General features: G+C 59.7%; 23 protein-coding genes. 7 read left to right on the forward strand and 16 right to left on the reverse strand.

Features of this window, described 5'->3' with window-relative positions:
* The 6 genes from JNM28_06190 to tilS form a co-directional block, all read right to left on the reverse strand.
* A complete protein-coding gene (locus JNM28_06190; protein MBL8068018.1) occupies window positions 1-402 on the reverse strand; it encodes an ATP-dependent Clp protease adaptor ClpS in 402 nt (133 codons plus the stop codon).
* Entirely contained in the window at window positions 399-686 is a 288-nt protein-coding gene (locus JNM28_06195) for an ATP-dependent Clp protease adaptor ClpS (GenBank protein MBL8068019.1), read from the reverse strand. The genes JNM28_06190 and JNM28_06195 overlap by 4 nt, the downstream gene beginning before the upstream one ends.
* Window positions 683-3,013, reverse strand: coding sequence for a hypothetical protein (locus tag JNM28_06200; GenBank protein MBL8068020.1), 2,331 nt, complete (start codon window positions 3,011-3,013; stop codon window positions 683-685). The genes JNM28_06195 and JNM28_06200 overlap by 4 nt, the downstream gene beginning before the upstream one ends.
* Before the next feature lie 24 nt (window positions 3,014-3,037).
* Window positions 3,038-3,385, reverse strand: a complete 348-nt coding sequence (locus JNM28_06205) for a tetratricopeptide repeat protein (GenBank protein MBL8068021.1) — start codon at window positions 3,383-3,385, stop codon at window positions 3,038-3,040.
* Between the two features lie 71 nt (window positions 3,386-3,456).
* Complete coding sequence (gene ftsH / locus JNM28_06210) at window positions 3,457-5,427, reverse strand: ATP-dependent zinc metalloprotease FtsH (GenBank protein MBL8068022.1); 1,971 nt, start codon at window positions 5,425-5,427, stop codon at window positions 3,457-3,459.
* Between the two features lie 47 nt (window positions 5,428-5,474).
* The gene (gene tilS, locus JNM28_06215; GenBank protein MBL8068023.1) at window positions 5,475-6,845 is read right to left on the reverse strand and encodes a tRNA lysidine(34) synthetase TilS; all 1,371 of its coding nucleotides are present in this window, start codon (window positions 6,843-6,845) and stop codon (window positions 5,475-5,477) included.
* A gap of 58 nt (window positions 6,846-6,903) precedes the next feature.
* Here tilS and mgtE point away from each other — a divergent pair, with 58 nt between their 5' ends.
* Entirely contained in the window at window positions 6,904-8,358 is a 1,455-nt protein-coding gene (gene mgtE / locus JNM28_06220; GenBank protein MBL8068024.1) for a magnesium transporter, read from the forward strand.
* A gap of 76 nt (window positions 8,359-8,434) precedes the next feature.
* On the forward strand, window positions 8,435-9,697 hold the full coding sequence (locus JNM28_06225) for a PDZ domain-containing protein (GenBank protein ID MBL8068025.1): 1,263 nt from the start codon (window positions 8,435-8,437) through the stop codon (window positions 9,695-9,697).
* 16 nt (window positions 9,698-9,713) lie between these two features.
* Here JNM28_06225 and JNM28_06230 read toward each other — a convergent pair whose 3' ends face one another.
* Genes JNM28_06230 through JNM28_06250 form a run of 5 tightly spaced genes read right to left on the reverse strand, consistent with a single transcriptional unit; the run spans window position 9,714 to window position 15,219 of the window.
* The gene (locus tag JNM28_06230; GenBank protein MBL8068026.1) at window positions 9,714-10,967 is read right to left on the reverse strand and encodes a hypothetical protein; all 1,254 of its coding nucleotides are present in this window, start codon (window positions 10,965-10,967) and stop codon (window positions 9,714-9,716) included.
* Between the two features lie 5 nt (window positions 10,968-10,972).
* A complete protein-coding gene (locus JNM28_06235; GenBank protein MBL8068027.1) occupies window positions 10,973-11,854 on the reverse strand; it encodes an ABC transporter permease in 882 nt (293 codons plus the stop codon).
* Window positions 11,847-12,854 carry an ABC transporter permease gene (locus JNM28_06240; GenBank protein MBL8068028.1) on the reverse strand — a complete coding sequence of 336 codons (1,008 nt, stop codon included), beginning with the start codon at window positions 12,852-12,854 and terminating at the stop codon, window positions 11,847-11,849. The genes JNM28_06235 and JNM28_06240 overlap by 8 nt, the downstream gene beginning before the upstream one ends.
* Window positions 12,851-14,329: an ABC transporter ATP-binding protein gene (locus tag JNM28_06245; protein MBL8068029.1), complete on the reverse strand. Its 1,479-nt coding sequence runs from the start codon at window positions 14,327-14,329 to the stop codon at window positions 12,851-12,853. Before JNM28_06245 ends, JNM28_06240 begins: the two co-directional genes overlap by 4 nt.
* Window positions 14,330-14,346: 17 nt before the next feature.
* The gene (locus JNM28_06250; protein ID MBL8068030.1) at window positions 14,347-15,219 is read right to left on the reverse strand and encodes an NAD(P)-dependent oxidoreductase; all 873 of its coding nucleotides are present in this window, start codon (window positions 15,217-15,219) and stop codon (window positions 14,347-14,349) included.
* 70 nt (window positions 15,220-15,289) lie between these two features.
* Between JNM28_06250 and JNM28_06255 the strand changes: the two genes are divergently transcribed.
* Genes JNM28_06255 through JNM28_06265 form a run of 3 tightly spaced genes read left to right on the forward strand, consistent with a single transcriptional unit; the run spans window position 15,290 to window position 18,001 of the window.
* Window positions 15,290-15,868, forward strand: coding sequence for a nucleotide exchange factor GrpE (locus JNM28_06255; protein MBL8068031.1), 579 nt, complete (start codon window positions 15,290-15,292; stop codon window positions 15,866-15,868).
* 2 nt (window positions 15,869-15,870) lie between these two features.
* Window positions 15,871-17,253 (forward strand): phosphoglucosamine mutase, encoded by a 1,383-nt coding sequence (gene glmM, locus JNM28_06260; protein MBL8068032.1) that lies wholly within the window; start codon window positions 15,871-15,873, stop codon window positions 17,251-17,253.
* Window positions 17,237-18,001 (forward strand): type III pantothenate kinase, encoded by a 765-nt coding sequence (locus tag JNM28_06265; protein MBL8068033.1) that lies wholly within the window; start codon window positions 17,237-17,239, stop codon window positions 17,999-18,001. Before glmM ends, JNM28_06265 begins: the two co-directional genes overlap by 17 nt.
* Here the strand turns inward: JNM28_06265 and JNM28_06270 are convergent.
* Genes JNM28_06270 through JNM28_06290 form a run of 5 tightly spaced genes read right to left on the reverse strand, consistent with a single transcriptional unit; the run spans window position 17,998 to window position 23,402 of the window.
* On the reverse strand, window positions 17,998-18,870 hold the full coding sequence (locus JNM28_06270) for a hypothetical protein (protein ID MBL8068034.1): 873 nt from the start codon (window positions 18,868-18,870) through the stop codon (window positions 17,998-18,000). The genes JNM28_06265 and JNM28_06270 overlap by 4 nt on opposite strands.
* A gap of 58 nt (window positions 18,871-18,928) precedes the next feature.
* Window positions 18,929-20,299, reverse strand: a complete 1,371-nt coding sequence (locus JNM28_06275; GenBank protein MBL8068035.1) for a caspase family protein — start codon at window positions 20,297-20,299, stop codon at window positions 18,929-18,931.
* A 9-nt stretch (window positions 20,300-20,308) separates the two neighbouring features.
* Window positions 20,309-21,442 carry a hypothetical protein gene (locus JNM28_06280; GenBank protein MBL8068036.1) on the reverse strand — a complete coding sequence of 378 codons (1,134 nt, stop codon included), beginning with the start codon at window positions 21,440-21,442 and terminating at the stop codon, window positions 20,309-20,311.
* A 42-nt stretch (window positions 21,443-21,484) separates the two neighbouring features.
* Window positions 21,485-22,585, reverse strand: a complete 1,101-nt coding sequence (locus JNM28_06285; protein MBL8068037.1) for a hypothetical protein — start codon at window positions 22,583-22,585, stop codon at window positions 21,485-21,487.
* Between the two features lie 7 nt (window positions 22,586-22,592).
* On the reverse strand, window positions 22,593-23,402 hold the full coding sequence (locus tag JNM28_06290) for an HAD family hydrolase (protein MBL8068038.1): 810 nt from the start codon (window positions 23,400-23,402) through the stop codon (window positions 22,593-22,595).
* A gap of 94 nt (window positions 23,403-23,496) precedes the next feature.
* On the opposite strand from JNM28_06290, the gene JNM28_06295 reads away from it, so the two are divergent.
* Window positions 23,497-23,955, forward strand: coding sequence for a purine-binding chemotaxis protein CheW (locus tag JNM28_06295; GenBank protein ID MBL8068039.1), 459 nt, complete (start codon window positions 23,497-23,499; stop codon window positions 23,953-23,955).
* A 20-nt stretch (window positions 23,956-23,975) separates the two neighbouring features.
* Window positions 23,976-26,063, forward strand: a complete 2,088-nt coding sequence (locus JNM28_06300) for a chemotaxis protein CheA (protein MBL8068040.1) — start codon at window positions 23,976-23,978, stop codon at window positions 26,061-26,063.
* Window positions 26,064-26,075: the final 12 nt, after the last annotated feature.

The raw sequence follows: 26,075 nt of genomic DNA on the forward strand, positions 1-26,075 counted from the left end.
TTAAGCCAAGGGATCCGGAGTCGCTTCGACCCGGATCCCGATTGTAGAAATCACATTGGCCGCATCTTGGCAGGCCGATTCGGAATCGCGGTGGACGACCGAAGAACCCAGGTTGTCAATCTCCCAGGTTTCGATGGCTGCCTCTTCCGCATCGCAGCCTGTGGCAACCATCAAGATGGAGATCACTTCCAAATGGGTGTTGGTGTCGTTGTCGTAAACCGTGACGATCCAACCCTTTTCTTTTTGGGTCGACGATTCTGAAAGGAGGCCGGGATCTGCTACCGTCGCCCCGCCGTTCCAAATTGGGCATTCCACAACCGCGACATGGGAGACTGTCCCGGCAAACCGGTCGAGGGCAGAGACGCCGTACCCTGGCCTGCTTTTGGGCCCACGAGTGGTCAATCGTCCCATTCCAACCTCACTTCGGCCTCCACGCCAGCCGTCCTGATGATCCGGGCGGCTCGCTCGCACATCTCCCGCGTATCAAAATGGACGTCGGCCTTTCCGAACGTGTGGGCCTCCCACATTTCGATGTAGGCCTCTTCCGCACTGCACCCGGTTGCGCGCATGAGGATTGAAACCACCGTGTCCATCGTCGTGTGGTCGTTGTTGAATATGGTCGTCCGGTACCGTTTCGTCTGACTCAACGAATCGGGTTGACGGGTTGTCAGGGGACTGCTACTCATGCTGGATCAGGTGGCTGGTTTCCTGATTCTACGGGATTGCGGTCGGAGTTTGGTTTTTTTGGCTTCCAAGCCTGGGCCAGCAGACTCAATACGGCAACCAGCGGGTTGAGATAGGCTAGGGACATGACTAGGGACGGGGACGGCAACCCGGGAGGAAGGTATTTGAAGTCGATGGGGGCCGCGCGATCCACCGGTTCGACTTCCAACCACCGACCACTACCAATCGGGAGGTCTTTCCCGGCTTGAGTTGCGCGCCACCCGGGGAGGTTGGCGAACCGGGCGACGACATGGCCGTCCATGGGGCCGGAGAGCCGGAATCCTTCGGTGTTGGCAGTCACGACGAGCGGTTTGTCCCCGGCCGTGGCGATTCCTGGCCCTGGCAGGGCATAGATGTGGGCTTCGCCCAGGGTGCGCTCTTCCAGCAAATCAGGAATTGAGAACTTGGAGCAAACCCTCGTGACGCCGGCGGCCGCAAGGGCATCGGGGTCGAACCGGCTCTTCACGAACATCATGTTCCCATTGGTTGGGGGCGCGGCATCTTCGCCTCGGTTGATTTCGCGGAGGATGTCCACGCTCGATTTGGCCATCAAACTGTCGTATCCGCCGATTTCGGGGGTGCCATAGATTGTCGCAAAGTTGGGTGGCATCAGTGCGGAACGGGGCGCGGCAAAGAAGTCCCACTTTTCATTAATGTAGGCCGTGCGGATCCCCGGGTCGATGGCCGTGACCGCTTTTGGCGGGTCTGAAAAGGGAAGGACGCCCAACGGAACGGCTACCAAATGAGCGGCCACCGCGCAAATTGTGCCGACAGCCAACCAACCCCGCTTGGCCCAAAAATACCAAGCCCCCGCCGCCGCAATCAGCGAGCCAATCAAGAAGGGAATCGCCTCCACCATTCGCCGGGCAACGATGGAATTTAGTTCGATTGGCAGCCAGGTCTTCAATCCGCCCATTTGCGTGGAGGCGAGGATCGAGGCCAATGCGATTCCGAGCAGGGCAAAGTAGGCCAAGGCCTTGGCCTTGGGGTTTGATTGAGTCGGCTCAGCGGGGACGGCGACGGCGGCCATTGTGCAAGCCGCCAGAACAAACAGGATCGCCGCCCTGCCCGGTGAGCCGGTGGAGGCAAAACCAGGGATGCCAAAGTAGAACAAGCGGGCCAAAGGTGTGCCCAATGCAAGGAGTAATCCTGTCGCCCCAACCGCCGCCAAGGGGGCAAGCCGCCGCCAATCGGTGCGCCGGCCCAACAAGCAAAGGCCGAGGATAACCGGGGTGCCAAGCCAGATTGCGCTTTCGGCATAGTTCCCCCCCGGCTTGACATACATCATCCAGGTCGAGGGGATTTTGCCTTCCACATCCTCGGCATCGAAATGGCCGGGTGTGCCCATGAAAACCGGAGTCGTTGTCCCCAAGAACTCCCACGGCTGAATGGCAGAGGCCGCATAGGCCGCATAACCTTCTTCGTTCGCTACCGCCTTCCGGTGGGAAAGTTTGCTGAAAGCCAAGGTCGGCCCGATCTGGGGCCAGGCCATGGCCACCCCCAAGGCCAAGGCCGAAACCGATGCCAAGAGGGACATCACGATGTTGGGGCGTTGCAAGGAAGCAACAAGGCTCACTGCACCGAATACTGTCCAAGCCAATCCGCCATAAAAGACGAACTGCAGGTGCCCCGCGGAAAAAAGCATCAGTGCCGCACCACACAAGCCTAGCCAACTTTTGGTTCCGGGATTTTGGATCGCGGCCGATTGCGCGGCCAAAACCACCGGGATCCAGCAACAAGCCGTCATGACGCTGGGTAGGGCCGACCATGAAACGGCGAACGGGCTCAAAGCCATTGCCACGCCGCCAAACAACGCGCCTTCCACGCCAGCCCCGAGCCGGCGGGCTAGGCAGAACACCCCCAAACCAGCCACTGACAAATGGAACCAAGCCAAAAAGACCAGGTACGGCCCCGTTGCGATCCCTTTAATCGCAATGGGAACCAGGTGCAGCGGGTAGTAGGGCGCCGACTGCGAGTTTGCCAAAAGTGGAGTCCCCGCTAGCTCATTTGGGTTCCAAAGGGGCATTTGTCCCTTCTTGTGGGCTTGGAACACAAGGTTGCGCCACCCGTAGAACTGGAGGGCGCCATCGGCTTGCAAAATGTCCCAGGCGCGGTCAGTCTGCGGCTGCTCGGCACTTTCGCCCAGCACCATGTGGCGCATTTGATCGAACGGGCCAATCGTCTTGCCGGATAACAGCGGGGGGCCGAACACCAGGCCTGGCATCAGGGCGATGACGAGCATCGCCACCCAAACGGGGATGCGGATATCGGCGAAAGGGTTTTTCTGCATCCCGTCCACGACAGCTAAGACGGGTCAACCGCAGTAGGCGATCTGCTGCTTTGCTTTTTCGTGCCCTGGTTCCTGCCGCAAGACTTCGTGGAAATGCGCGCAGGCCTCCTCATCCATGCCGAGCATCATTTGGGTCATGCCCAAATCGTATCGTGCATTAACGTGGTTCGGATGCTTGTCGACGATTTCTTGGAGGGTTGCCATGCTCCCGTCAAAGTCGCCCTCGAACCCTTGGATCAAACCCAATTGCCATTTGGAATCAGCATGGTCGGGCTCTTGCGACAAGATCTGTTCAAACAGCATCTTCGCGTACCCGTATTTGCCATCGCAACGGGCCTGAAAGGCCTGCTCGTAGAGTTCGTCCACGCTCATAGGGTTCCGTCAGAAGTTGACTATACCGAAATTGGGGCAATCCCGTCCGCAGTGCAACGATTTTGCCCAGTTCAAGCGGTTCCCGGCTCAAGTTTTCCAGGAGGGACAGAATCAGTCTGCTTGCTTCCCGGTTCGACCGGCGGCAGGGGCGGGGCCCCGTCGCTCAGCTTGAGTTCCAACGGCGGGAGTTCCTCGCCCCGGAGCACCGCCAAGAATTCTTCGCGGTCTAAAGTCTCCCGTTCCAGCAGGGCCGAGGCGATAGCGTCCAGCTTGGCGCGGTTCTCTTCAATGATCTGCCGGGCGCGTTGGCGGCATTGGTCGACGATGTGGCGAACCTCTTCGTCGATTTGGCGGGCCAATTCTTCGCTGTAATCCCGGTCGGACTGGATTTCCCGGCCCAAGAAGGGGTTGCTGACGTTGCGGCCGATGGCCAACGTCCCAAGCTTCTCGCTCATTCCAAAGCGCGTAACCATGGCCCGCGCAATCCGGGTGACCCGCTCCAGGTCGTTGCTCGCCCCGGTCCATCGTTCGCCAAAGACGATTTCTTCCGCCAGGAGCCCGGCCAAAAGCACGCTGATGTCTTCGTAAAGTTCTTGCCTGGACGTGTGGTAGCTATCGGTTTCCGGGAGTTGCCATGTCGAGCCAAGCGACATGCCCCGCGGGAGGATGGTGACTTTGTGAACGGGGTCGGAATGCTCCAAAAGTTCGCCAACAAGGGCGTGTCCAGCTTCGTGGTAGGCGGTGATCTTCCGCTCTTCCTCGTTCATGACGCGGCTCTTGCGGGCCGGCCCGCCAATCACGCGATCCAGCGCTTCTTCCAAATCGTTCTCGGAGATTTTGGTGTGGTTGCGCCGGGCGGCTAGCAGGGCGGCTTCGTTAAGCGTGTTGGCCAGGTCGGCACCGGTGAAGCCCGGGCTGCGTCGGGCAAGGTTCTTGAGATCCACGTCGGCGGCAAGCGGCTTGCCTTTGGCGTGGATCTTCAAGATCGCCAGGCGGCCTTCCATGTCCGGCGCATCAACCATGATCTTGCGGTCAAAACGGCCGGGCCGCAAGAGGGCCTCATCCAACACGTCGGCCCGGTTGGTGGCGGCAATCACAACGACCCCAGAGTTCGTCTCGAACCCGTCCATCTCAACCAAGAGTTGGTTCAACGTTTGTTCGCGCTCGTCGTTACCGCCTCCAACACCCGTGCCGCGTTGGCGGCCGACGGCGTCGATTTCATCGACAAACACCAGGCAGGGCCGGTGGGCCTTGGCGGTTTCAAACAGGTCGCGGACGCGGGCGGCACCAACCCCCACGAACATTTCGACGAACTCAGAACCGGAGATGTGGAAGAACGGGACGCCCGCTTCGCCCGCAATGGCCCGGGCCAGGTGGGTTTTCCCAACCCCCGGAGGGCCCACCAACAAGACGCCCTTCGGGATTTTCGCCCCGAGCGAAACATATTTCTTCGTGCTCTTCAGGAATTCGACGACTTCAAACAGCTCTTCTTTGGCTTCGTCGATGCCGGCAACGTCTTCAAACGTGACTTTTGGGGTGTTTTCCCCGGCCCGTCGCGCCCGGGATCTTCCAAAGCTCATGGCTTGGTTGCCACTCTGCTGGGCTTGACGGCTAATCCACCAGATTACGAACCCGCCCAACAACAGGGTTGGCAGCAGGAGCCCCAGCAGGCCCGCGAGCTGCGTGCCGATCGGTGCCGGCGTGATCTTGTAGTCGATTTTGTTGGCGTCCAGGAAGTTCGAAAGCTGCGCACCAGACGGAGACTCGGAAGGGTAGGCCCGGACAATGAACTTGCTCCCCGATTTGTAGTCTCCCTTGATCGTGTCCACTTGCCATTCCACCGGGCTCTTGATTTGCCCGGCGGCAATCTCAGTCTTCAAAGTCCCGACGGAAATCTCTTTGGGCGGGGCAAAACCCAGCGCGGAATTGGATGACAGTAGATTCAAAACGGCGATCACGGCCAAAAACGCGATCGCAACGAGAATGAAGTATCGGGATCCTTTCAAATCTTCTCCTGGCGGTTTGCCGCCTTCACCTGTCATACGTGCAGGCAGGGGGCAGCGTTCCTGTCATTATGACTGTCGGACCCTCAAAGGGGCCCGAACCGAACCGAAATAGCCCTAACGGTCTTATCGGTCACCCGGACGCGGTCGGCCAAGCGGCAACCGGGAATCCAAATCGGCCCAGCCATATCGTAAATGATCGGCAGACGCCGCCGCGCAGCCGAGGTCAATTTTGACTTGGCCAACAAGTCGGAGACCTTGCGGGGGGAATCCCCGCCGAGAGGCACCATTTGGTCGCCTGGCTGGGCCGAACGGAAATAGAGTCCTCCTTTGGCAGATTCCATGTCGATGACGGCGTCCAATGAACCGGGCTCCCGTTGATAGCCATCCGACGGTGCCGGCAGGGTGGTGAACTTCCAACCGAACACCTCGCTCTCGGTGACACCAGGAACCGTCAGCGGGAACCGGAACGGCTCAATATCCTGGAGATTCCGGATCATCAGCCGGCTCTGCGAGAGCTCGATGACCGCTTGGCCGGCCGTGACGGAAATGGAAGATCCGGGTTGCCGGATTGAATTGAGGATTGCCAAGGTGTTTTCGTAGCCCAGTTCGCCTCCGATGAAGGCAGCAGCCAGCCGGATCCCCCGCCGGGCCAACACGCTTGGGGCATCGGCCAGTGCCTGCCGGTCAAAGCAAGCCTCGACTTGATCGGTCAAAAAAGAGAGGTTGCCGTTCAACGGGATCTCCGCCGTTTGTATCAGGTTGGCGGCCATATGTTGCAAAAAAGTATCTTCTTCGGCCAAGGTTTCCGCCACCCGCGAAACGGCAGATTTGAACTTCGGGTTGACTGCCTCGAATTCGGGGATGATCCGCTTCCTCACCTTGACCCGAGTGAACGATTCGTCGAAATTCCCCGGGTCGTCATGGAACCAAAGACCCCGCTCCTTGCAGAACATCCGAGTTTCGTCACGGGTGAACGGCAGTAGCGGACGGACGAACCCGTCCCGCAGGGGCCGGATACCGCCCAGTCCCGACATTCCCGCACCCCGTGCCAGATTCATGAGGACCGTTTCAACATGGTCATCCTGGGTGTGGCCGGTCGCAATTAAGCTGCAGCCGGTTTGACCCGCCGATTGCTGGAAAAACGCTCTGCGGGCGTGCCTCCCCGCCTCTTCCACCCCGATCCGCAGCTTTGCCGACATCGCTGGGATATCGGCGCGGCCAGAGAGGAACGGGATGCCCAACGAATCGGCAAAAGCCGCGCATTGATCCAACTCCCGATCAGCTTCGGGCCGCATCCCGTGGTGGAGGTGGGCCGCCACGCAATCAAAACCGCTCTCTACCAAAAGCACAAGGAGCGCGGTCGAGTCCGGCCCGCCGGAATACCCGACGAGCAGTTTTGACTCCGGTGGGATCAGGCCGGATTCGTGGAGATGTGTCTTGAACCTGTCGAGCAACAACCCGATGTTACTTGGGCTGCCTATACCCTGTTGGGGAAATGTAAACTGGCTTGCGATGAGCCGCCTGTTCACCCTGTTGAAAATCCGGGTCTCGCGGTTCTTCCGGGATCGGGGCCGGGCCCACGACGACCGGGGTGGGTTCAGGGAAAACCTTGCCCGCCTCCTCCACCTCAAATCTCGGCTGGAAAACACGAAGGCAAAGCCCGAGGCCATGGCCGAACTCGCCGCCGAGCGGCCAGAAGACCTCGCCGAATCCATTGCCCATATGGAGACGGAGGATGCCGCGGCCCTTTTGCAGGCCATGGACCCCATGCAAGCGGGGAACGTTATGGTGGAACTCCCCACCGAGACGGCCAAAGAAATCGTCTCCGAACTCCCCGACGAGGTTTTGGCCTCCTACCTCGATGTCCTGCCGATGGACGATGCCATCGACTTGCGCGAGGAAGTCGGCGAGGAGCGGTTCGAATCTTTGCTCGAGGTCATCCCGGACGAGGATGCCCAAGAAATCCGCCGATTGCTGGCCTACCCAGAAGACTCGGTGGGCCGCATCATGACGGAGCACTACTTTTGGGCGACGCCGGAAATGGCGATCAAGCAGGTCCTTGCCGACCTGAGGAAGGCCGCCGACGAAAAGTACGAGCAAATCCACGACATTTACGTGGTCGGCCCGGAAAAGGAGCTGATCGGAGTCACAAGCCTGCGCCGCGTTCTCCGCGTCCCCCAAAGCACACTTGTCGGGGAAATCGTCCAGACCGACCCGGTCTCCGTCAAAGCGGACGACGACCAAGAGACTGCGGCCAGAACCATGGCACGGTACGGTTTTTACGCCTTGCCGGTCATTGACGACGCGGGGCGTCTGGTTGGGATCTTCACTGGCGACGACGCCCAGACGATATTGCGGGAAGCTGAGACGGAAGACGTTCTCGCCGTTGGTGCGGTCAGTGGCGATGCCGAGCCGTACTATTCTCTCAGCCCGTGGTCGCTCTACAAACGGCGATTTCCCTGGCTGGTGGCCCTGTTTGCCGCCGAATTCCTAACCGGGATGGTGCTGCGCCACTATGGGCAGGACGACGGCCAACCTAAATCGTTGCAGGTGCCGCAGCTCTTGCTATTCTTGCCGCTGATCTTGGGGGCAGGAGGGAACAGCGGGTCGCAGGTGACAACGACGATCACCCGCGCTTTGGCCCTTGGCGAGGTTCGCACGGCAAGCTGGCTTTCGGTTTTGGCCAAAGAGGTGACGGTGGCGACGATGATCGGCGCTTCCCTCGGCATCGTGGGGTATTTCCGCGCGGTTCTGTGGCAAAGCCCCATGGATTTGTGCCTCGTCGTCGGACTCTCATTGCCGGTGGTGGTGATCTGGGCCACCACGGTCGGCAGCATCTTGCCCATTGGGGCAAGGCGGCTCGGAATCGACCCGGCCGTGATGAGCGCCCCCTTCATTTCTACATTTGTCGATGCGACCGGCCTCATCATTTATTTCGAAATCGCCAAAAGACTCCTGACCCCGTAAACCGCCGCCAAACAAATTCGTCTTAAGATAAATCCGCGGCACACAAATCGCATCGGCCGTGGTAGAAAGGTAACAGATGAAGAGTTTTGCGGGCATTGTGGCCAAGGTGGCTGTCATCGCCACCCTGTTGGCATCGGCGGTCGGAGCGGTCGCCCAACCTAAAGATCTCGAAAAGATTTCAGCGGCCGAGAAGAAGCAGACCCTTGAAAGGCTGGAATTCCTTTTGACCCGGGCGGCTTTCGTTCCCGGTGTCGACTTCAAAAAGTGGCCAGACATGGTCACAACCCACCAATCCGCCATCGACCAGGCAGAAACCGTCGGAGATTTCACGCGGACGGTCAACCAGGTGATGGAGTCCTATGGATTTAGCCACATCGTCTTGTTCTCGCCCGAACAAGGGGCCTCGCGCGAAACGCAAAGCCGGGCGGGAATCGGGATCCGCATTGAAATCGAACCCGATGGCCTGCGGGTCGTCAACATATTTCCCGGCAGTCCAGCATCCGAGATTGGTTTGCAACCTGGCGATCTCGTTTTTGAATGCGATGGGCACCCGGTGAAAGGGGTTGCCGATCTTGCCGGCAGTGAAGGGCAGAAGTCGACGATCAAATACAAACGGGAGAACCGGGTCGTGACTGTCGATGTCACCCGCCGCAAATATAGCACCGTGTTGCCCGAATCGCTGACATGGCAGGGCGATACGGCGATCCTCACCGTTCCCAGTTTCGACGCCGGCTACAACCGCGACCGGGTTGAAGAGTTGATGGCAGAAATCGACAAGAGGGCCAAAGCCGTTGTCCTGGATTTGCGGGGCAATGGAGGGGGCCGCGTCATTAACCTCCAGCACCTTGCTTCGTTCTTCTTGGACAAAGACAGCCAGCCGCTCGGCACATTTGTGGGTCGTCAGGAAGTCGCCAACTATTCCCGGCGGTTTGGGCCATCGGTCGACCCGGTTCAAATCGCTGAAAAAACGGATTCCAAAGTCCGGGCCACCCGGAACTCCAAGGGGATCCTCCTGAAAGTGCCGGTCTCTTGCCTGATCGACGGGGGTTCTGGGAGTGCCTCGGAAATGATGGCGGGGGCGCTTAGGGACAACCTCGGCGCAAAACTGTACGGTCGCAAATCTGCTGGCGCGGTGCTGGCTTCCATGATTGTGCCGATGGGTGACGATTTGGGCTTTTGGCTTCAGTTTCCGGTCACCGACTACGTGACCATCAAAGGGCTCCGAATTGAAGGGCATCCGCTGGTTCCCGACAAGGAATTCCCGATCGCCAAGTTTGGCGAGCCGGATGGTGCGTTGCAAGCGGCCGTGGCCAACACAATCAAAACTTCCCGAATGTAGCAGATAGGGATTGCGCTTAGAGCAATTCGGAAAGGGGACGGGCTTGCGATGGGGGATCCAACCGCAGGCCCGTCCCGTTGATGCGTTTAAAGGTCGTCACGGTTTTGGGGGCCGCCATTCCGCGGGCCACTGGCTGGGATTCGATCTTCAGGACGAACCCATCCTTTTTCGCAAATGTGACGGTCAAATCCGCGTAAGGGCTCTTGGCAGTGGCAACAACCGAAGGTTCTGCTGCGTTGGCCACCGGCTTTGTTGCAATCCCCGTCGATTCAGAGAACAGCCTCCGCATGGGATTGCGGCCTTCCATAAGCCCCCGGAGATAAGGGTCGACCCGGGAACCGCAGGCGGCGACAGCCGCCAAGACATCCTCTTTGGTCGCCGGTCCAGAGTACGTCAAGCTGGAAACTTTGTTCCTCAAGGTTAGGGTTTTCCCGTTATATCCCCACTCGACCTTGGCATCCGACTGGTAGGCGTAGGAGTTGCTGAATGCCGCCGTCACCTTCTCCCGTCCGGTCGTCAGCTCATAGGCAAGGGAATTGGGAGGGTCATACCGCCGGAACATGGTGTCGATGGCGGCCGTAGCGGCCCCCGATGTCACTTGCATCTTGCTCAAGCGGTCGTCAAATTGGGCGACCAAGTACGCGCCCGGCTCCTTGGAAACCGGTTTGACCGATGTGAGCGGGGAATACTTGAAATCCCAAACCACCCCCCCCAAATTGTTGGAAAAGGCTAGCTTTTGGAGGCGAAGGGATTTTCGGTCGACGACAAATTTTGCCGAGCCGTCCTTTTGTTTGTATTCGATTTGGACATTGGCCCCGGCACCGCTGACCGTCCATAGGGGGCTCTCCAGGTCTTGCTTGGCAAGCACGGCCCGCAACCCCATCGGGGTCAAGAGACTGACGACGAATTCATCGAGCTGCGGCGTCGCCGCCTTCACCAGCGACTCCAAGTCTCGCTCATTGCCCCGGCTCTCGGTGTATTGCTTGAGCACGGGCCGATAGGCGTTGGCCACGGTGCCCGAATCTGTGACCCGGTAATAGTAGCTCTCCTCCTGCGAGTTCGACATCGTGAGTTTGAAGTCGATCCTGGCTTCCCGCCCCCGCACGACTTGAATGACAAAATGGTTGTCTGCCGCGCTCTTGGTGGCAATCATCGTGGCGCGGGCATCGATGGTCTCCTTGGAAACTTTTGCCTGTGCCTCCACCATCCCTTCCAGCAAGAACGGAGCGGGCTTGAATCCCGGGAGGGCGGCCAAAAATGAGACAAGCATCTGGGTCAGGGCTTCCCGAGGCCCGATGGGGCCTTGCCTTTGCCAAGCGTACCCGCCAAGGCGACGAGAGTGATGAGGTAGGGCAAGGCTTGCCAGACCTGGTCGGGGATCTGGATGCCCATCGGCGATTGTCCCTGGAGCGACAACTGCAAGGAACCAAAAAAACCAAAGGCCAGCGCCGCGGCCAAGGTCGGCCACGGCTTCCATGCGCCCAAAATCAGGGCCGCCAGGGCGATGTAACCCCTACCCGCCGTCATATCTTCGCTGAACCTCCCCGCGCTCGATGCGACCAGGGTGCCGGCAAGTCCGGTCAAAAGGCCGGTCCCCAGCAACGCCTGGAACCGGATCCTCACCGGTTTGAGACCCATTTGCCGGCTCTTGTCGGGGTCGTTGCCCACGGCTGTGAGCCTCAATCCGGGCCGCGTGTCCCGCAACATCCACCAGATCACCGCCGCCGCTAACCAAGCCAAGCCATAGTAGAAGCCCGCAGGGAAGGACGCCATTTCTTTGGAATTGATGTCGGGCAGCGATTTGAACACCAATCCGGTCCCACCCAGGGCCAAGGCATTGATCCCCATCCCGCTGACAATGTGGTCGATTTGGTACCCCTGGGTCAGCAGCCAGTGGAGCAACGCCAACAGCGTTGCCGCAAGCAATCCGGCTACCAAACCAATTGCCGCCGAACCGGTCGCCTGCGCCGCCAAAGCCGAAGCGCATGCGGCCGAGAGCATCATGCCTTCCAAACCGATATTCACAACGCCGCTCCGTTCGCTGAACAACCCACCTAGCGCGCAAAGGATAAGAGGGGAGCTATAGGCCAGGGTGCTGAGGACTATCGAAACTGCCACACTTCCTTGCTGGGCCAACAAGTTTGTGAGGTCAATCACGGACAATCGCCTCCTTGCGGTAACGATAAGCCGCAAACACGATCACCAGGACCCCGAGCAGGATTGAACTCAGCGACTTGGGCACGCCTGTTCGCCCCAAGATGCTGGTGCTTTCGCTGATGAATCCGAACAGGAGCCCGGACGCGGCGGTGGCAAGAGGGTTGCCGCCGGCCAGTAGGGCCACCCCCAGGGCATCGAACCCGTACCCAGGCGAAAAGTGGGCGTAGAACCGGTGTTCAAACGCAAGAACCTGCACGGCCCCGGCCAACCCAGCAATTGCACCGCTTGCTGCCATCGCCCTCACCGTCACCTTTTCGACCGCGATCCCGGCAAACCGGGCGGTGTTGCTGTTTTTGCCAGTGGCGGAAAGTTCAAAACCGCCGACCGTTCGGCTCAAATACCACCAGAGCCCGGCGACCGCCATGACCGCGATCAGAGTGGCGCTGCTCACCCGGAAGGGCCCATCCTGGATCAGCATCGGGAGTTGGGCGGAATCGGCAATCGTCGCGGTCGATGGTTGTTGGCCGGTCGGATCCATGATCGGCCCGCTGACCAAATAGAAGGTCAGGAACCCCGCGATGTTGTTGAGCATGATTGTGGTGATGACCTCGTGCCCACCCCGGTATGCCTTGATCAAGCCGACCGGATAGGCCCAAAGCGCACCACCCAAAATCCCGGCGATAATCCCGGCAACGATCCCGGTTGGCCCAGGGAATTTGAGGGCGGCTACCGTGGCGCAACAGGCCCCGATGACGAATTGGCCATCGGCCCCGATGTTGAACAATCCAACCCGCAGGGCCAAATAAACGCTGCAGCCCAACAAAATCAGCGGCGTCGATTCCTTGAGGATGTTGCGCCAACCGGCCGGACGGGTCAACCCCTTTTGCCAGATCTGTGCCAGCACATCCTGGGGAACCGCTTTGACCACGACAAGGGCCAACACAATCAGACCGAAACCGGCCAATGCCAGCAGGATCTGCTTCCAGCCGAACGACTTCAACCGGTGGCCCCCACCATCATCCGGCCGATCACAGCCCGGTCATCGCGTTGCCCAGCAGGAACCTCGGCCAATTGCCCGTCGTTCATTACCAAAATCCGGTCGCAATAAGCCATCAATTCGTCCAGGTCGAAACTGACGACAAGGCAGGTTGCGCCTTCCCGGGTGGCCTGGACCAATCCACGGAAAACCAGATCCGCCACATAAAGGTCTATGCCCCGGGTGGGTTGAAAGGCCAAAACAACCTTGGGATTTTGCAACAGGGCCCGGGCGGAAACGACTTTTTGCTGGTTACCCCCGCTCAAATCGCGGAAAGGTTGGTCGATGCTGGCAAATTTGGTGGGGAACCGTTGGGTTGCCGCCTCGGCGAGGGCCCGTTGCGCGGCGCGATCGATCCCTGCGCCCTTTTTGAGCCCCGCCGTGCGTTGCAACCCCAGGATGGCGTTATCGGCGATGCTCCACTCTTCGATCACCGCTTCGTCATGCCGGTCTTCGGCGATCAGACGCATTCCGTCGGCGATCCTCTCAGCTGTGGGCACTCCGGCGAGGTCGCGCCCCATCAGTAAGGCCTTGCCGGTTGCCGGGCGCAGGCCCATCAGTGCGTGGAAGAGTTCCCTTTGGCCATTGCCATCCACCCCCGCGATGCCCACCAGCTCGCCCGAGCGCAAAGAAAACCCGATCGACTTGACCGCTTGGTCACCGCGGTCGCCCCGAACCGAAAAGTCTTGGACATCCAAGATCGGATCCCCGGGGTTTGCGGGTTGCCGGACATGTTCGGCAACCGATTGGCCGACCATTTTTTCGGCCAGGTCGGCAGGGTTGGTTTGCGATACCGGGCCCGACCACACCAGCTTTCCTCCGCGGAGGACGGTGACATCCTGGCAATGCTCCATCACGTCGGGCAAGCGGTGGGTGACAACGATGACCGTCGCTCCTTGGGCGGCCAGTTCATGCAGTTTTGAATAGAGCAAATCGGCATCTTCCGGGGCCAGCATCGCCGTCGGCTCATCTAGGATCATGATTTTGGCGTTGCGCCACAATAGTTTGAGAATCTCCAACTTTTGCGCCTGGCCAGGAGACAGGGCAGACGATGACTGCTCCCAATCGAATTCAAAGCCCATTTGCCGGGCGAGCCCGTCGGCCCGGGATTCGGCAGTTGATCGGGAAATCATGAAGCCCGGCTCGGCCCCGAGCATGAGGTTTTGCAGGCAAGTCAGCTCGGGGATCACGGCGTAATGTTGGCTGACCATGCCCACGCCGGCGGCGATGGCCGAATCTGGATTTGGGAACCGGACGGTGCCGCCGCCAATCTTGATGTCTCCGGAGTCCGGCTGGCAGGCCCCATAGAGAATTTTCATCAGTGTGGTTTTGCCGGCCCCGTTCTCCCCGACAACCGCATGGATCTTGCCGGGTTCAACGCGGAGTCCGACCCCATCTAACGCGGATACCTGGCCGAAATTCTTGCTGATCCTCAGCATTTCGACTACGGAACCGGTTATGTCGGCACCCCCTGACACAGAACATCGAACAGGGCGGTTGTGGCTTCTTCTTCGCGTCCGGCGGCGGTCAGGGCAGCCAGTAGCCGATCTGCCAATTCGGTGGCCGGGAGCGCCATTCCGGCATCTGCCGCCGATTCAAGGCAATAGCCAAAGTCTTTGCGCTGGTTTTTGACACTGAACCCAGGGGAGTGATCTCCGGAGATGATTTTGGGGCCGTAGTTTTCAAATGCCCAACTGCCGGCTGCCCCGGTTGAAAGCAGATCCCGAGTGGTCGCAAGATCCAATCCGGCCTGGTTGGCGAACGCGAGGGATTCGCAGAGCCCCAGCAGGGCGCCGCCCACCGCAATTTGGTTGGCCATCTTCATCATCTGGCCCTGCCCCGGGCCCCCGACGTAGGCGATCCGCTTGCCATAGGCCCGGAGGATTGGCTCCGCCCGGGCAAAATCTGATTCCGCTCCCCCGCAAAAAATCGTCAAAGTCCCGTTCTGGGCTCCCATTGAACCGCCGGTGATGGGGGCGTCAACAAAGCCGATCCCTTTTTCCGCACACTGCTCATGGATTTTGCGGGCTCCCGACGGGGAGATCGTGCTGTGGTCGATGAGCAAGCCACCTTCGGGCATAGATCCGAGGAGGACATGCACGATTGCGGCCACATCTTCTGTCCTTCCCAAGCACAGGCAAACGATTGGGCAAGCGGATGCCATTTCGTGCAGGTCGGCCGCAACTCGGGCTCCACAGGAAACCGCGTGCGCCTCTTTGCCCGGAGTCCGGTTCCACACCCACGTGGGGGTGCCAGTCGTGGCAAGGTGGCCCGCCATGGGCGAACCCATGGTTCCCAGTCCGACGAACCCCACCGCATGGCGATCCATGACCGCCTGTTTTACCCTTAAGCTCGCCCCGGTGCCCTCGGATCGGCAAGGGTATCTTTAACGCGATCCCATGAGCGAAAACGAAGGGCAAACCACACCCCAAGACACTCCCCGGGTAGATGTTTCCGAACCCCAGGCCGAAGCACTGGGAGACTCCGAATCCGCTGAGACCGTCGATCCCCGAGACATCCTGATTGCCGGTTTGAAAGAGGAGCTCAAGCGGACCTCCGACGACTTGCTCCGCCAGCTCGCCGAGGCGCAAAACATCCAGCGCCGGTTAAAGCAGCAAATGGACCAAGACCGCAAGTACGCAGTGGAAGGATTGATCCGCAACCTGATTCCCGTCCTCGATAATTTCGACCGGTCTATCGCCGCCGCCGAACAAGGGGCCAGCCCAGAAGCCGTCATTGACGGGATACGGGCCATGCACAAGAGCCTCCAGCGAGCATTAGAGCCCGTCGGGTTGATCAGGATCACGGCCGTAGGGCTCCCCTTTGACCCCGAACGCCACGAGGCGTTGGCAACCGTCGAAACCAGCGATGTGCCGCCAGAAACCGTTACGGATGAAATCGAGCCGGGCTACATTCTGGCCGACCGCGTTGTGCGGCCCGCACGGGTTCGGGTGAGCCGGGCCCCCGGGGAAGGTTAGGCATGGGCAGTTTGTTCGGTACAGACGGCGTGCGGGGCGTGGCCAACCACAAGCTGACGCCGGAAATCGCCTTCCAGATCGGTCAGGCGGCGGGGGTCTGGCTCAAGTCGCAACCCAACCTGCACCACCGTGTGGCGATCGGTCGAGACACGCGGCGCAGCGGGCCAATGCTGGGCGCTGCCCTTGCCTCCGGGTTTTGCAGCGCCGGAATCGATGCCGCCACCCTCGGCTTCTTCCCAACCGGGGGCGTGAGTTATGTCACCCGGACGGGGGATTACGGCATGGGAGCTGTGATTTCGGCAAGCCACAATCCTGCCCCGGACAACGGCATCAAGCTGATCGCCCATAGCGGCACCAAGGTGCCTGCGGAAGTCGAGGCATTTGTCGAATCGCACCTGGGGGCCGAATTGCCGACTCGGCCGGTCGGTGCAGACCTCGGGATGCTTGCCCCGGCAGCCGGCGAAGCCGAACGGTATTTGCAATGGCTGGGCTCTCTGGTTCCCGAACGCCTTGATGGCCTCAAAATTGCCGTCGATGCGGCCAACGGTGCGGCGTTTGAACTCGGGGCGCGGTTGTTCCGGGACCTGGGGGCCGAAGTGGTCTCTGCCGGCGACCAGCCAGACGGCATGAACATTAATTCCGGTTGCGGGGCGACCCACCCGGCCTTCATCCAGGAGTTGGCAAAATCTCACCGGTGCGACCTAGGGATCGCCTTTGACGGAGATGCCGATCGGGCCGTTTTCGCCGATTCGCAGGGCCGGTTGATCAACGGGGACCGGACGATGGCGATCTGGTGTGCCCACCAAATGAAGCACGGGGAGCTTTCGCCTGCCTTGGTGGTCGGCACCGTGATGTCGAATGGCGGCTTTGAATCCTACATGCGTTCACAAGGGATCCAGCTGATCCGGGTGGATGTCGGAGACAAGTACGTTGCGGCAAAACTACGCGAGACCGGTGGGAAGGTCGGAGGCGAACAGAGCGGCCACATCATCTTCTCGGACCATGTCCCGACTGGGGACGGCTTGGTCACAGCCTTGATGCTGGCCAAAGTCCTCCGGAATCAAGGCAAGTCAGCCGCCGAACTTTACGATAGTTTCGAAAACTGGCCCCAGATATTGGTCAATTTGGAGGTCGAGAGGAAGGAGGGGTGGGACTCCAACTCGGTCATCCAGGGCAAGATTTCGGAAGCCGAATCTGCCTTGGCCGGGCATGGGCGTGTTAATGTCCGCGCCAGCGGCACCCAGCCGATCCTCCGCGTCATGGTCGAATCCTCGGATTGCCGCGACCGCGACCACGCCGCGGGGCTCATCACCGATGCCATCCTTGCCGAGTTGGGGGGAACCGTGTATAGCCGAGTAGACTTGACCCATGCTTTGGGCGATTGACATCGGCAACACCCAGGTCAACGTCGGGGTTCATGACGGTACGCGGTGGTTGGCCAGTTGGCGGCACGAAACCGACCATCAACGCACTGAAGACGAGATTGCCGGGCTGCTGTTCCCGCTGGCGCAATTCGCCGGCATCGCCTTTTCCGATTGCTGCTCGGTCGTTGTTGGCAGCGTCGTCCCCCCTGTCGATGTAAATTGGCACCGGTTCGCCCTCAAATACCTTGGGTGCGAGGCCCGGTTCCTGCGGGGCGGGGATCAGGTCGGTTTGAAGGTGGATTACGACCCGCCCCGGGCTGTTGGGGCCGACCGGATCGCCAATGCGCTTGGGGCTTTGGCCCGCCTGCAGCCGCCATTGGTCGTGGTCGACTTTGGGACGGCGACCACCTTCGACTGCGTTGACCGGTCGGGAGCCTACACCGGCGGAGCAATCATGCCCGGTTTGATGGTGAGCCTGGATTCGTTGGTTGGCCGGACAGCCAAACTCCCGGCGGTAGCCATCGAAGCTCCGAACCGCACAGTGGGGAAGAACACTGTAGAATCGTTGCAAAGCGGCGTTGTCCTGGGTTACGCCGAGGCGATAGACGGGTTGATCCGGCGGATTCGGGCCGAGCTAGGCGACCCGTGCCCCGCAGTGGCCACCGGCGGACTTGGGCAAACTTTTGTCGGCCTTTGTCAGGAGATTTCTGAATACGATCCGACCTTGACCCTGGAAGGGTTGAGAATCGCGGCCGGCAAGATGGCCTAATCGCCGATCCGGGCGATCAAAGCCTTCATTTCGGCATCAAACCGCGAAGGCTCGCGGACAACGCGTTGGCCAAAATAGGTGAGCCCCAGATTGAATCGGATGCCGCTGACTTTGGCCCTGCGGGCATATTTGTTGACTTTGCCGGCTACGATCCAATCGGCGAGCCGGTCGTCGTGTGGTTCCGGAACGCAATAGGTGGTTGCCAGCCTTGTCCACCGGTCGACCGGCTGGATGTGGATCCGGTCGGCGGGGTTGACCTTCGCCTCCAGTCCATAAATCAAAACCAGGTCCCGCAGGAATGTGGAGGTGCTTTTGGGGCCGACCCCGCGGATATCGACAATCCGGTTGAACTGGGGCTCAATGTTGCTCGTTTGCTCAATGCCGTCGGCGACCCATCCGCAGATCGACCCGCACCCGTCGAGGGCGAAGATTTCCTGTGCCAGTTCGGGGATGCCCTGGACGATGCCCCGGTTCTGGCTCTCATTGGGTTTTATGGCCCGCCTTTCGCACTGGACGATGAACGCATCCCACAGGGCAACGCCGTCTCCGGCGGTCAGCAGCTCATCGATCGGCGTGGATTCTAAGACTTGATCCAGGGCGCGCAATGTGGTCCGGGCGTAAAGGTCGCGGTCTTTTCCCCGCCTTGCATAGGCATAGGCCCCCAAAAACACCCGGATCGAGGCCTCTGGTTCATCCAAAACCTCAACCCAATCCTCAAGGCTTTCCGCGGTTTTGCCGGTTGACTTTTCCAGTTGGGGGATCAGGAATGTGGCCAGGTATTTGTCGGCATATTCACCGGCGATTGTCCGGTAAATGGCGGCGATTTTCGGGTCGAGGGGTTCTTTATCGTTGTGATGAGCCGTTTGCATAGTTCCAGCGCGGCCAGCCAGGCTGATCAAGACTGGCCGCGTCCAAGTTGTTGTCGGGTCAGAACGGGCTGGTGGGCCCGAGGTTGACGAGGATGGGCAAGGTCGGAGTTTGGGTTCCGCCGCCACGCTGGGCATTGGCGTCGGAGCCGCCCCTCATGGCATAAAACACGTGCCAGCAGAATTCGTTGATCGGCACTTGGTTCGTGTAGAACTCGGCAAGCGTTGCCACAAAGGCTGCCGTGTACAGCCCGACTTGCTTGCCGTTGGAAAAGATGCTGTTGGCCTGGGTGCCGGAGATGTTGGCGTAAACCTCGCTGAATGTGCCGGAAGCCAGCCTTTCTTTGCCGAAGTAATCAGGACCATCCATTTCCCGGTTGCATTGGGCGAAGAAGTAGACCCGGGCCCCTTTATCGGAAAAGCGCCGGATGAGTTCCGACTTGGAAACCATCCGGGTCGAGTCTTTCGGGAGTTCGAGGTCGTTGCCCCCGAGGTAATCCTTGCCGCCAAGATACGCGGCGTACCCGGTGAAGTAAACGACCACGGTGGCATTGTCGGGAAGGGAAGACGCTAGCTCAGAAGCGGCGGCCTGAATCGAGGACGCAGAAGCGTCGATCAACACCCGCACGTGTTCTGAAGCGTAGCCCGCATAGCGGGTGAGCGCCCCGGCAACCATTTCGGCATCGTTGCCAGCAAAGGAAAGACGGGAATCTTTGTTCGGCGAATTGGTGTTGCCAATGATGAGGGCGTACTTGGTCTCGACGGTCGGAACCGGTTCTTCACCATAGATTCCGGCGAGGTTGCCGAGGTCGGCGGGTTTGATCTTGATGATTTGGCCGCCGTTTGTACCGGTGGTGACTTTTGCGCCGCCAGAAGTTGTCGTGGTGTTCGGTTCCGGCTTGCCGCTGCCTTGGGATTTCACGGGCCCGGTCATGTCTTCTGGAGCAAGGAACGAACTGTCGACTTTCCAAGTTGCCGTCATGCCCGCAAGTTCGCCGAGTCCGTTTTTGTCGCCAAGGAGGGTGTAAACAGATTTGAGCGCCTTAAGGGTTTCCGGCGCGCTTTGTCCTTTGTCGGCCAGGCCGCGCAATTCTGCCGCGGCCAGCATTAAGTATTGCTGTTTGGTTGCATCGTCAGCCGCTGACAATCCAAGCCGGTAGGCGGAATAGGCGGCACCAAATTCCGGTGAATAGGCAGAGCCGTTGCGCCAGAGCCGGGGTTCAGTCACCGGCCCGGGCAGGCGTGTCGCCTCGGGCGAGTCGCCGGCCCGTTGGGATTTGGCACCCTGAAAGGCATCCCGCGCCGTCATCCAATCGCCTTCGGATGCCGCCCGCAGTGCCCGTTCATAGTCGCTCTGCCAATCGCAGGACGCAACCACGGCCAGCAACGCAGCGGCAGTCGCCAAGAACAATTTCAGGGTTCGTTGAATCATCATCGGTGGTTACTTTTGGGGCTTGTAAACGAATCCTAGACCAAAATCATACCGGCCAGTTTCGGTCGATCGAGCGACGTTGAAGTCGATGGAATAAGGTTGGCCATTCGGCCGGTATCCAAAGCCGAACGTAAAGGCGTTCCGGGAACTGAAGCCGTCACCCATGCTGGGAACCCCTTGGAATCCAAACCGGAGGGGGATCCGGGCATTATATCGGGAGAAGTTGTATTCGAGCCCCAAGCCATAGCCCAATGTGTTGTCCCGGCCAAAGCGGTCGGTGGCTTTTCCGCCAAAGTTGTAGTCCACTTGGGCGGCCCACACCAAGAACTCCTCGCCTTTCCCGACGCCTTTCATCTGCCCAGCCGCGCCAAAGCTCAGCTTGCCGGGGATGACGTCGTAAATGGCCGACGTCTCATTGTTGTTGGTCAGGTTGATTGGAGTCCGAATCGAAAGCCCCCATTGGGCGCTCCCATCAGCTTCCAGATATCCCTGCACACCGGCGACCAATCCGACTCCAAAGCCGTTGCTGGAGGCATCAAAGCTGCTGTTGCCGACCGGGGTGTTGCCATTGAACAAGGTGTAGCTTTGCGAAAACTTTACATATTGGTTGGCCAGCACGATCCCGACGCCGGCATTGAACCCGTTGCCGATCTGGCGGCCATAGGAGACGGTGAAGAAGTCGGTTTGCGCTCGGGATTCCTCGTTCAACCCTTGAACCGTCAACGCCCCATTAGAAAGGTTGTTGCCGTTCGTGCGGTTGTCGATGTGCCCGCCGATGGTGTAGCTGACACCGAGCGTTCCGCCCTTCATGGGCATTGCATAACCCACATGGGACAGCGCCGTGCGGCCCGGCTGTTCGGTGAAGTCGAAGTTGCGGTCGTTGAAGTTCCCAAATGCGGTCGTTGTGGATTTCGGCAAATTGCGGAACGATGTCCCAACCGTCGGCTCCGTGATGTAGGCCAATCCGGCTGGGTTATCGAGCGCCGAATAGGTCGTCGAGTCTGTGACCCGTGTAGCACCGCCCACGCCCATCGCCCGCCCGCCAGAATCCAAGGCGGTCAAGAGGTCGGGAACCTGAGCGAACGCCGCCCCGCTGGCGGCCAGCAGGGCGGCGAGGACGATCGGTTTGCACGCGTTTTGCATCACTTTCTCAACCCGTTATTATTACCTGTCATTTCCTTGTACTTAGTGACGGCGGCGCAAACCGAAGATGATTGTGCCCTTCCGCCACATGATCCCTTTGTCGACAACTGTGTCGCTACCAGGTTCTTCGGAAGATTGGTTCCCGTTTTGGATATGGACTCCACTCCGGTTCCGTTCGATTCTCACCGTCTGTTCCACAGCGGAGTTGCCCGCTTTGTCGGTGGCTTGAACCACCACATCGAAGATGGATGGAAGTTGGGATATATCGCGGATCCGGCCGGTCCAGTTCATCGTGGCGCCGTTGTTGTTCACGCTGCGTCGGGCGACCCGGGTGACGAAGTTGCCGTTAGTGTCGCGAATGAACACTTCGACCGTCCGATCGTCCACGGCACCGGCGAATTGGTCGGCAATTTGGACGACAACCGGCACGCGAGCATTACCAAAATACCGGTCGCTCGAAGTTGGGGCGAGGACGGTTGAAATCGGCGGCAACCGATCCAACGTGACGTTGATGGTCTGGTTAACGGAATTTTTGGCTTGGTCGTCGGCCGTGATGACAATGCTTTTCGGCCCGTCGGTCAGTTCAAGGCTCGTGTCCCAGTTCACCGAAAGCATTACCGTCGATCCGGTGTTGTTCGGGATGTCGGCACCGCCGACCTTGACGCGCCACTCCTTCATGTTCGTTTCTTCCAAAAGGGCGGAAATCAGGACGCTGTCCCGGACAAAGCCGTTGCTCAACGGGTTGAACGCCAAAAACTTGGGGGCGACGACATCCACCGTGACGTTGATGGGGGGAACCGCCGGATAAAACCCGCCGACCTCCGTCGGGGTGACGTTCAGGGTGTAGTCGCCACTCGGGAAACCGGTTGTAAAATTGAGCTGGACGCTCCCCGATGCCTCTCCCTGGGCGTTCGGCGTGACCTTGGTCTCCACTTCAACTTGGATGGCGGGGTTGGCCACCTGGGTCGCCCGAACCCGAACCGTCACCTGGGTGCTGGCATTGACAATGTTGAACGAAACCGTGTTGTTCAACCCAAGGAAATCCCCGCTGGATGGCGACGTCACCGTCAGTGTCCCGGCTTGGGCCACTGTTGCTCCCGTCATGGCGAAGAGAAGGGCGAGGCACTTGCTAACCCGATTCACCCTGCCACTATACCCCTTCAACCGAACCTGTGAGCGTGCGGATGAATGAGGCCACCCCGCCCGAATCGTTATCCGGGAAAACTTCTGGGCAAACCGCCAGAATTTCGGGATGGGCGTTGGCCACGCACGCCGGCCGGCCGACCCACTCCAGCATCTCCAAGTCGTTCAGCCAGTCGCCGATTGCGGCGCACTCCTCTGGCTTGATCGAAAGGTGGGCGGCAAGTTTTTGCAGGCCAGCGCCTTTGGTGACGCCCCCGGGGAGGAATTCCAAATATTCTGGTTCGCTGCGGACAACCGAGACCAGGCCGGTCGGCAGGAGCGGCTCAATCAAGGATTGGTACCCATCGATCTCCTCTGGCGTGCCGACAAACAACAGCTTGGTCGCCGGGAGCGACATGGTTTCCCGCATCGAGGCGATCGGGGGTTCGCATCCCACCCGATCCCGGTAGAGCTGGGCATGGGGGCCGTCGCCAGAAAATGTGATCTCCTCTCCGTGGTAGCGGTTGAGGTGGATTCCGTGGCGGTCGGCAAAGGCAACGATTTCTGTGATGGCATCTGGTGACAAAACCGAGTCGAAAACCACCTCCCCCTGCAAACCCACCACATGGGCGCCGTTGCTGCTGACGACTGGGCCCTTGAGCCCCAATTCCGCCAAAAACGGCCGGATTGTGCTGATCCCCCGCCCGCTGGCCAAACAGAAAAGGATCCCTTGTTCGACGGCTTCGCGGACGGCAGAAAGGTTATCCGGATGGGCGGTGCGGTCTGACCGCAGAAAAGTCCCATCCATATCGCACGCCAAAAGCTTGGTTTTGCCCATCCATGCTGTGCATACCGGAAAAGCACACGGGCCTGCCCCGACCTTGTAAAGAACCGGACCTTCTTGCCCGATATTTATGCCAGGACAGAGAGCAATGGACCAAGACACCATCCGCCTGGAGAAGAGTCTGCAAGATGAACAGCAGACAGTTGTTTTCCGACTTGCCGACGAATCTTACGGCATCGAGATTTTCCGCGTGAACGAAATCATCCGGTTGCGCGAAATCACTCCGGTCCCCCGGACTGAAAGGCATGTCAAAGGGCTTGTGAACCTGCGGGGCAAGACCATCCCGGTAATCGATTTGAGGACGCGCTTTGCGCTCCCCACCTGCGAAGAGACCGAATCTTCGCGGATCATCGTCGTCGAAAGCGAATCGGGGCAGATCGGCGTCGTCGTCGACGCGGTCACCGAAGTCCTCACTTTGGATGCTGATAGCATCGAGGAAACCCCGGTCCTGGTCAGCGACTCAGAAAACCAGTTCGTCCGCGCTGTCGCCAAGACGAATAGCAAGCTGATCACGCTCCTTGACCTCGACCACGCGTTGGCTGCCTAAGGCACCCGCAACCCACCGATATGAGCGCCGAACTGGATATGTCGCAATATATCGATCTGTTCCTCCAAGAAGGTGAGGAGCAGATCGAGATCCTGGAACAGGAATTGCTAAAGCTCGAATCCGACCCGACTGACGAGCGGATGCAGACCATTTTCCGTGCCGCCCACACCCTTAAAGGGAGCAGCCGGGCTATGGGGTTCAGCAACTTTGCCGAACTCACGCACGAGATGGAAAACGTTCTGGACCAGCTCCGGAACCACACGATCGAAGTCGACCGGAACATTGCCAACAGCTTGCTTGGATGTATCGACAAGCTCAGCGACATGATGGATTCGATCCGGTCTGGCGAAGGCGACAAAGCCGAGTGTGCCGACCTGGTCGAGGCTCTAAAGGCCATCCTCTCGGGCAAAGTCAGCCCGGCCGCGTCCAGTCAGGTCGGCGGAGCCCCCGCGACCGCTGCCGGGATCCCGTTCCCAACCCAAGTCCCACCCGACCTGCACGATGCCCTGACTGAGGCAAAGTCCCAGGGAGCCGTATACCACGTCCAATTCCGGCTGACCGAGGACTGCGTGATGAAGTTCGTCCGCGCCTTCATGGCCGTCAGCGTGGCGCAAGAGGATGGGGAGATCTTGGCTTGCCACCCCAACCAAGAGATGCTGGAAGAAGAGGAGTTCGACCGCGATTTCGAATTGGTCTTCACCAACACGGGGGATATGGCCGAAATCCGCTCCAAGTTTGAAGCGATTGGGGAAGTCGATGCTTTTGTCTTTGGCCAGTGGGGCGAACTCACGGCCGAACCTGGACGCCATCTCGAAATCGTTGAAGGGGGAGCGCCCGCGCCTGTTGCCAGTGGGACACCCGCTGCCGATCCCGCGCCAGCCGCGCAAACTGGGGCAGCCGCTTCCGCAACCCCGCGAAAGGCCGACACCGGGCAGACTGTCCGCGTCGATGTGGCCCGATTGGATAACTTGATGAACCTGGTCGGCGAACTGGTGATCGACCGGACCAGGATTGCCCAAATCGGGACCGACCTCGCACTCCGATACAACGACAATCAGATCGAAGACTTAGGCGAAACGGTTAGCCACATCGGACGCATCACAAGCGACCTCCAGGACCAGATCATGAAGGCCCGGATGTTGCCCATCGAGACGGTCTTCAACCGGTTCCCGAGGGTCGTCCGGGACTTGGCCCAAAAGCTTGGCAAAGAGATCCAACTCAACCTGGTCGGCGGGGAAACTGAACTGGATCGGAGCGTGATCGAAGTCATCGGCGACCCGCTGCTGCATATTCTGCGCAACAGTATCGACCACGGCGTTGAAATGCCGGACGAACGGATTGCCGCCGGGAAACCCGCTATCGGAACCGTAACGGTCTCCGCAAAACACCAGGAAAATCACATCGTCATCGAAATCATCGACGACGGCAAAGGGATCAACCTGGGGCGAGTCAAACAAAAGGCCGTCGATGCCGGGCTCGTCACGGCAGATGCCGCGGCAAAGATGAGCGATAAAGAAGCCTTGCAGTTCATTTTCCACAGCGGCCTCAGTACGGCCGCCGAAGTCAGCGAAGTCTCGGGCCGGGGGGTCGGCATGGATATCGTCCGGAGCAACATTCAAAAGCTTGGGGGACTCATCGATTTGGATACGGCCCAAGGGAAGGGGACCCGCTTTAGCTTGCGACTCCCGCTGACCCTGGCGATCATCCGGGGACTGCTCGTGGATGTTGCCAAAACCGTTTTTGTTTTGCCCTTGGGGAGCGTTGTCGAAACCCTTTTGATCAAAAAGGACGATATCCAAAGGATCAACCAGCGCGAAGTGGTGGTGATCCGGGGGGTGACCACGCCGTTGGTCCGGATGGGAGAAGTATTCGGGCGCAATGTGGAACAAACCCCGTGCGAAGACTTCTACGTCGTCATCGTCGGGCTCGCAGAAAAGCGCATGGGGCTCATCGTCGACAAGCTGATCGGCGAACAAGAAGTTGTGATCAAGTCGCTTAGCCGGTTCTGCGGAGACGTTGCCGGGGTGAGCGGGGCCACGATCCTGGGTGATGGCAACGTGGCATTGATCGCCGACATTAACGGGATCGTGATGGGCGACCGAGGATAAAGAAGGGAAACA

This window comes from Armatimonadota bacterium (assembly GCA_016789105.1).
Lineage (GTDB): Bacteria > Armatimonadota > Fimbriimonadia > Fimbriimonadales > Fimbriimonadaceae > UphvI-Ar2.

Bases quoted from the DNA above. Each gene is read 5' to 3' on its own strand.
- JNM28_06195 (MBL8068019.1), bottom strand. From the start codon at position 686: ATGAGTAGCAGTCCCCTGACAACCCGTCAACCCGATTCGTTGAGTCAG.
- JNM28_06200 (MBL8068020.1), bottom strand. From the start codon at position 3,013: ATGCAGAAAAACCCTTTCGCCGATATCCGCATCCCCGTTTGGGTGGCG.
- JNM28_06205 (MBL8068021.1), bottom strand. From the start codon at position 3,385: ATGAGCGTGGACGAACTCTACGAGCAGGCCTTTCAGGCCCGTTGCGAT.
- ftsH (MBL8068022.1), bottom strand. From the start codon at position 5,427: ATGACAGGTGAAGGCGGCAAACCGCCAGGAGAAGATTTGAAAGGATCC.
- mgtE (MBL8068024.1), top strand. From the start codon at position 6,904: ATGAGCCGCCTGTTCACCCTGTTGAAAATCCGGGTCTCGCGGTTCTTC.
- JNM28_06225 (MBL8068025.1), top strand. From the start codon at position 8,435: ATGAAGAGTTTTGCGGGCATTGTGGCCAAGGTGGCTGTCATCGCCACC.
- JNM28_06230 (MBL8068026.1), bottom strand. From the start codon at position 10,967: ATGCTTGTCTCATTTTTGGCCGCCCTCCCGGGATTCAAGCCCGCTCCG.
- JNM28_06245 (MBL8068029.1), bottom strand. From the start codon at position 14,329: ATGCTGAGGATCAGCAAGAATTTCGGCCAGGTATCCGCGTTAGATGGG.
- JNM28_06250 (MBL8068030.1), bottom strand. From the start codon at position 15,219: ATGGATCGCCATGCGGTGGGGTTCGTCGGACTGGGAACCATGGGTTCG.
- JNM28_06255 (MBL8068031.1), top strand. From the start codon at position 15,290: ATGAGCGAAAACGAAGGGCAAACCACACCCCAAGACACTCCCCGGGTA.
- glmM (MBL8068032.1), top strand. From the start codon at position 15,871: ATGGGCAGTTTGTTCGGTACAGACGGCGTGCGGGGCGTGGCCAACCAC.
- JNM28_06265 (MBL8068033.1), top strand. From the start codon at position 17,237: ATGCTTTGGGCGATTGACATCGGCAACACCCAGGTCAACGTCGGGGTT.
- JNM28_06270 (MBL8068034.1), bottom strand. From the start codon at position 18,870: ATGCAAACGGCTCATCACAACGATAAAGAACCCCTCGACCCGAAAATC.
- JNM28_06275 (MBL8068035.1), bottom strand. From the start codon at position 20,299: ATGATTCAACGAACCCTGAAATTGTTCTTGGCGACTGCCGCTGCGTTG.
- JNM28_06280 (MBL8068036.1), bottom strand. From the start codon at position 21,442: ATGCAAAACGCGTGCAAACCGATCGTCCTCGCCGCCCTGCTGGCCGCC.
- JNM28_06290 (MBL8068038.1), bottom strand. From the start codon at position 23,402: ATGGGCAAAACCAAGCTTTTGGCGTGCGATATGGATGGGACTTTTCTG.
- JNM28_06295 (MBL8068039.1), top strand. From the start codon at position 23,497: ATGGACCAAGACACCATCCGCCTGGAGAAGAGTCTGCAAGATGAACAG.
- JNM28_06300 (MBL8068040.1), top strand. From the start codon at position 23,976: ATGAGCGCCGAACTGGATATGTCGCAATATATCGATCTGTTCCTCCAA.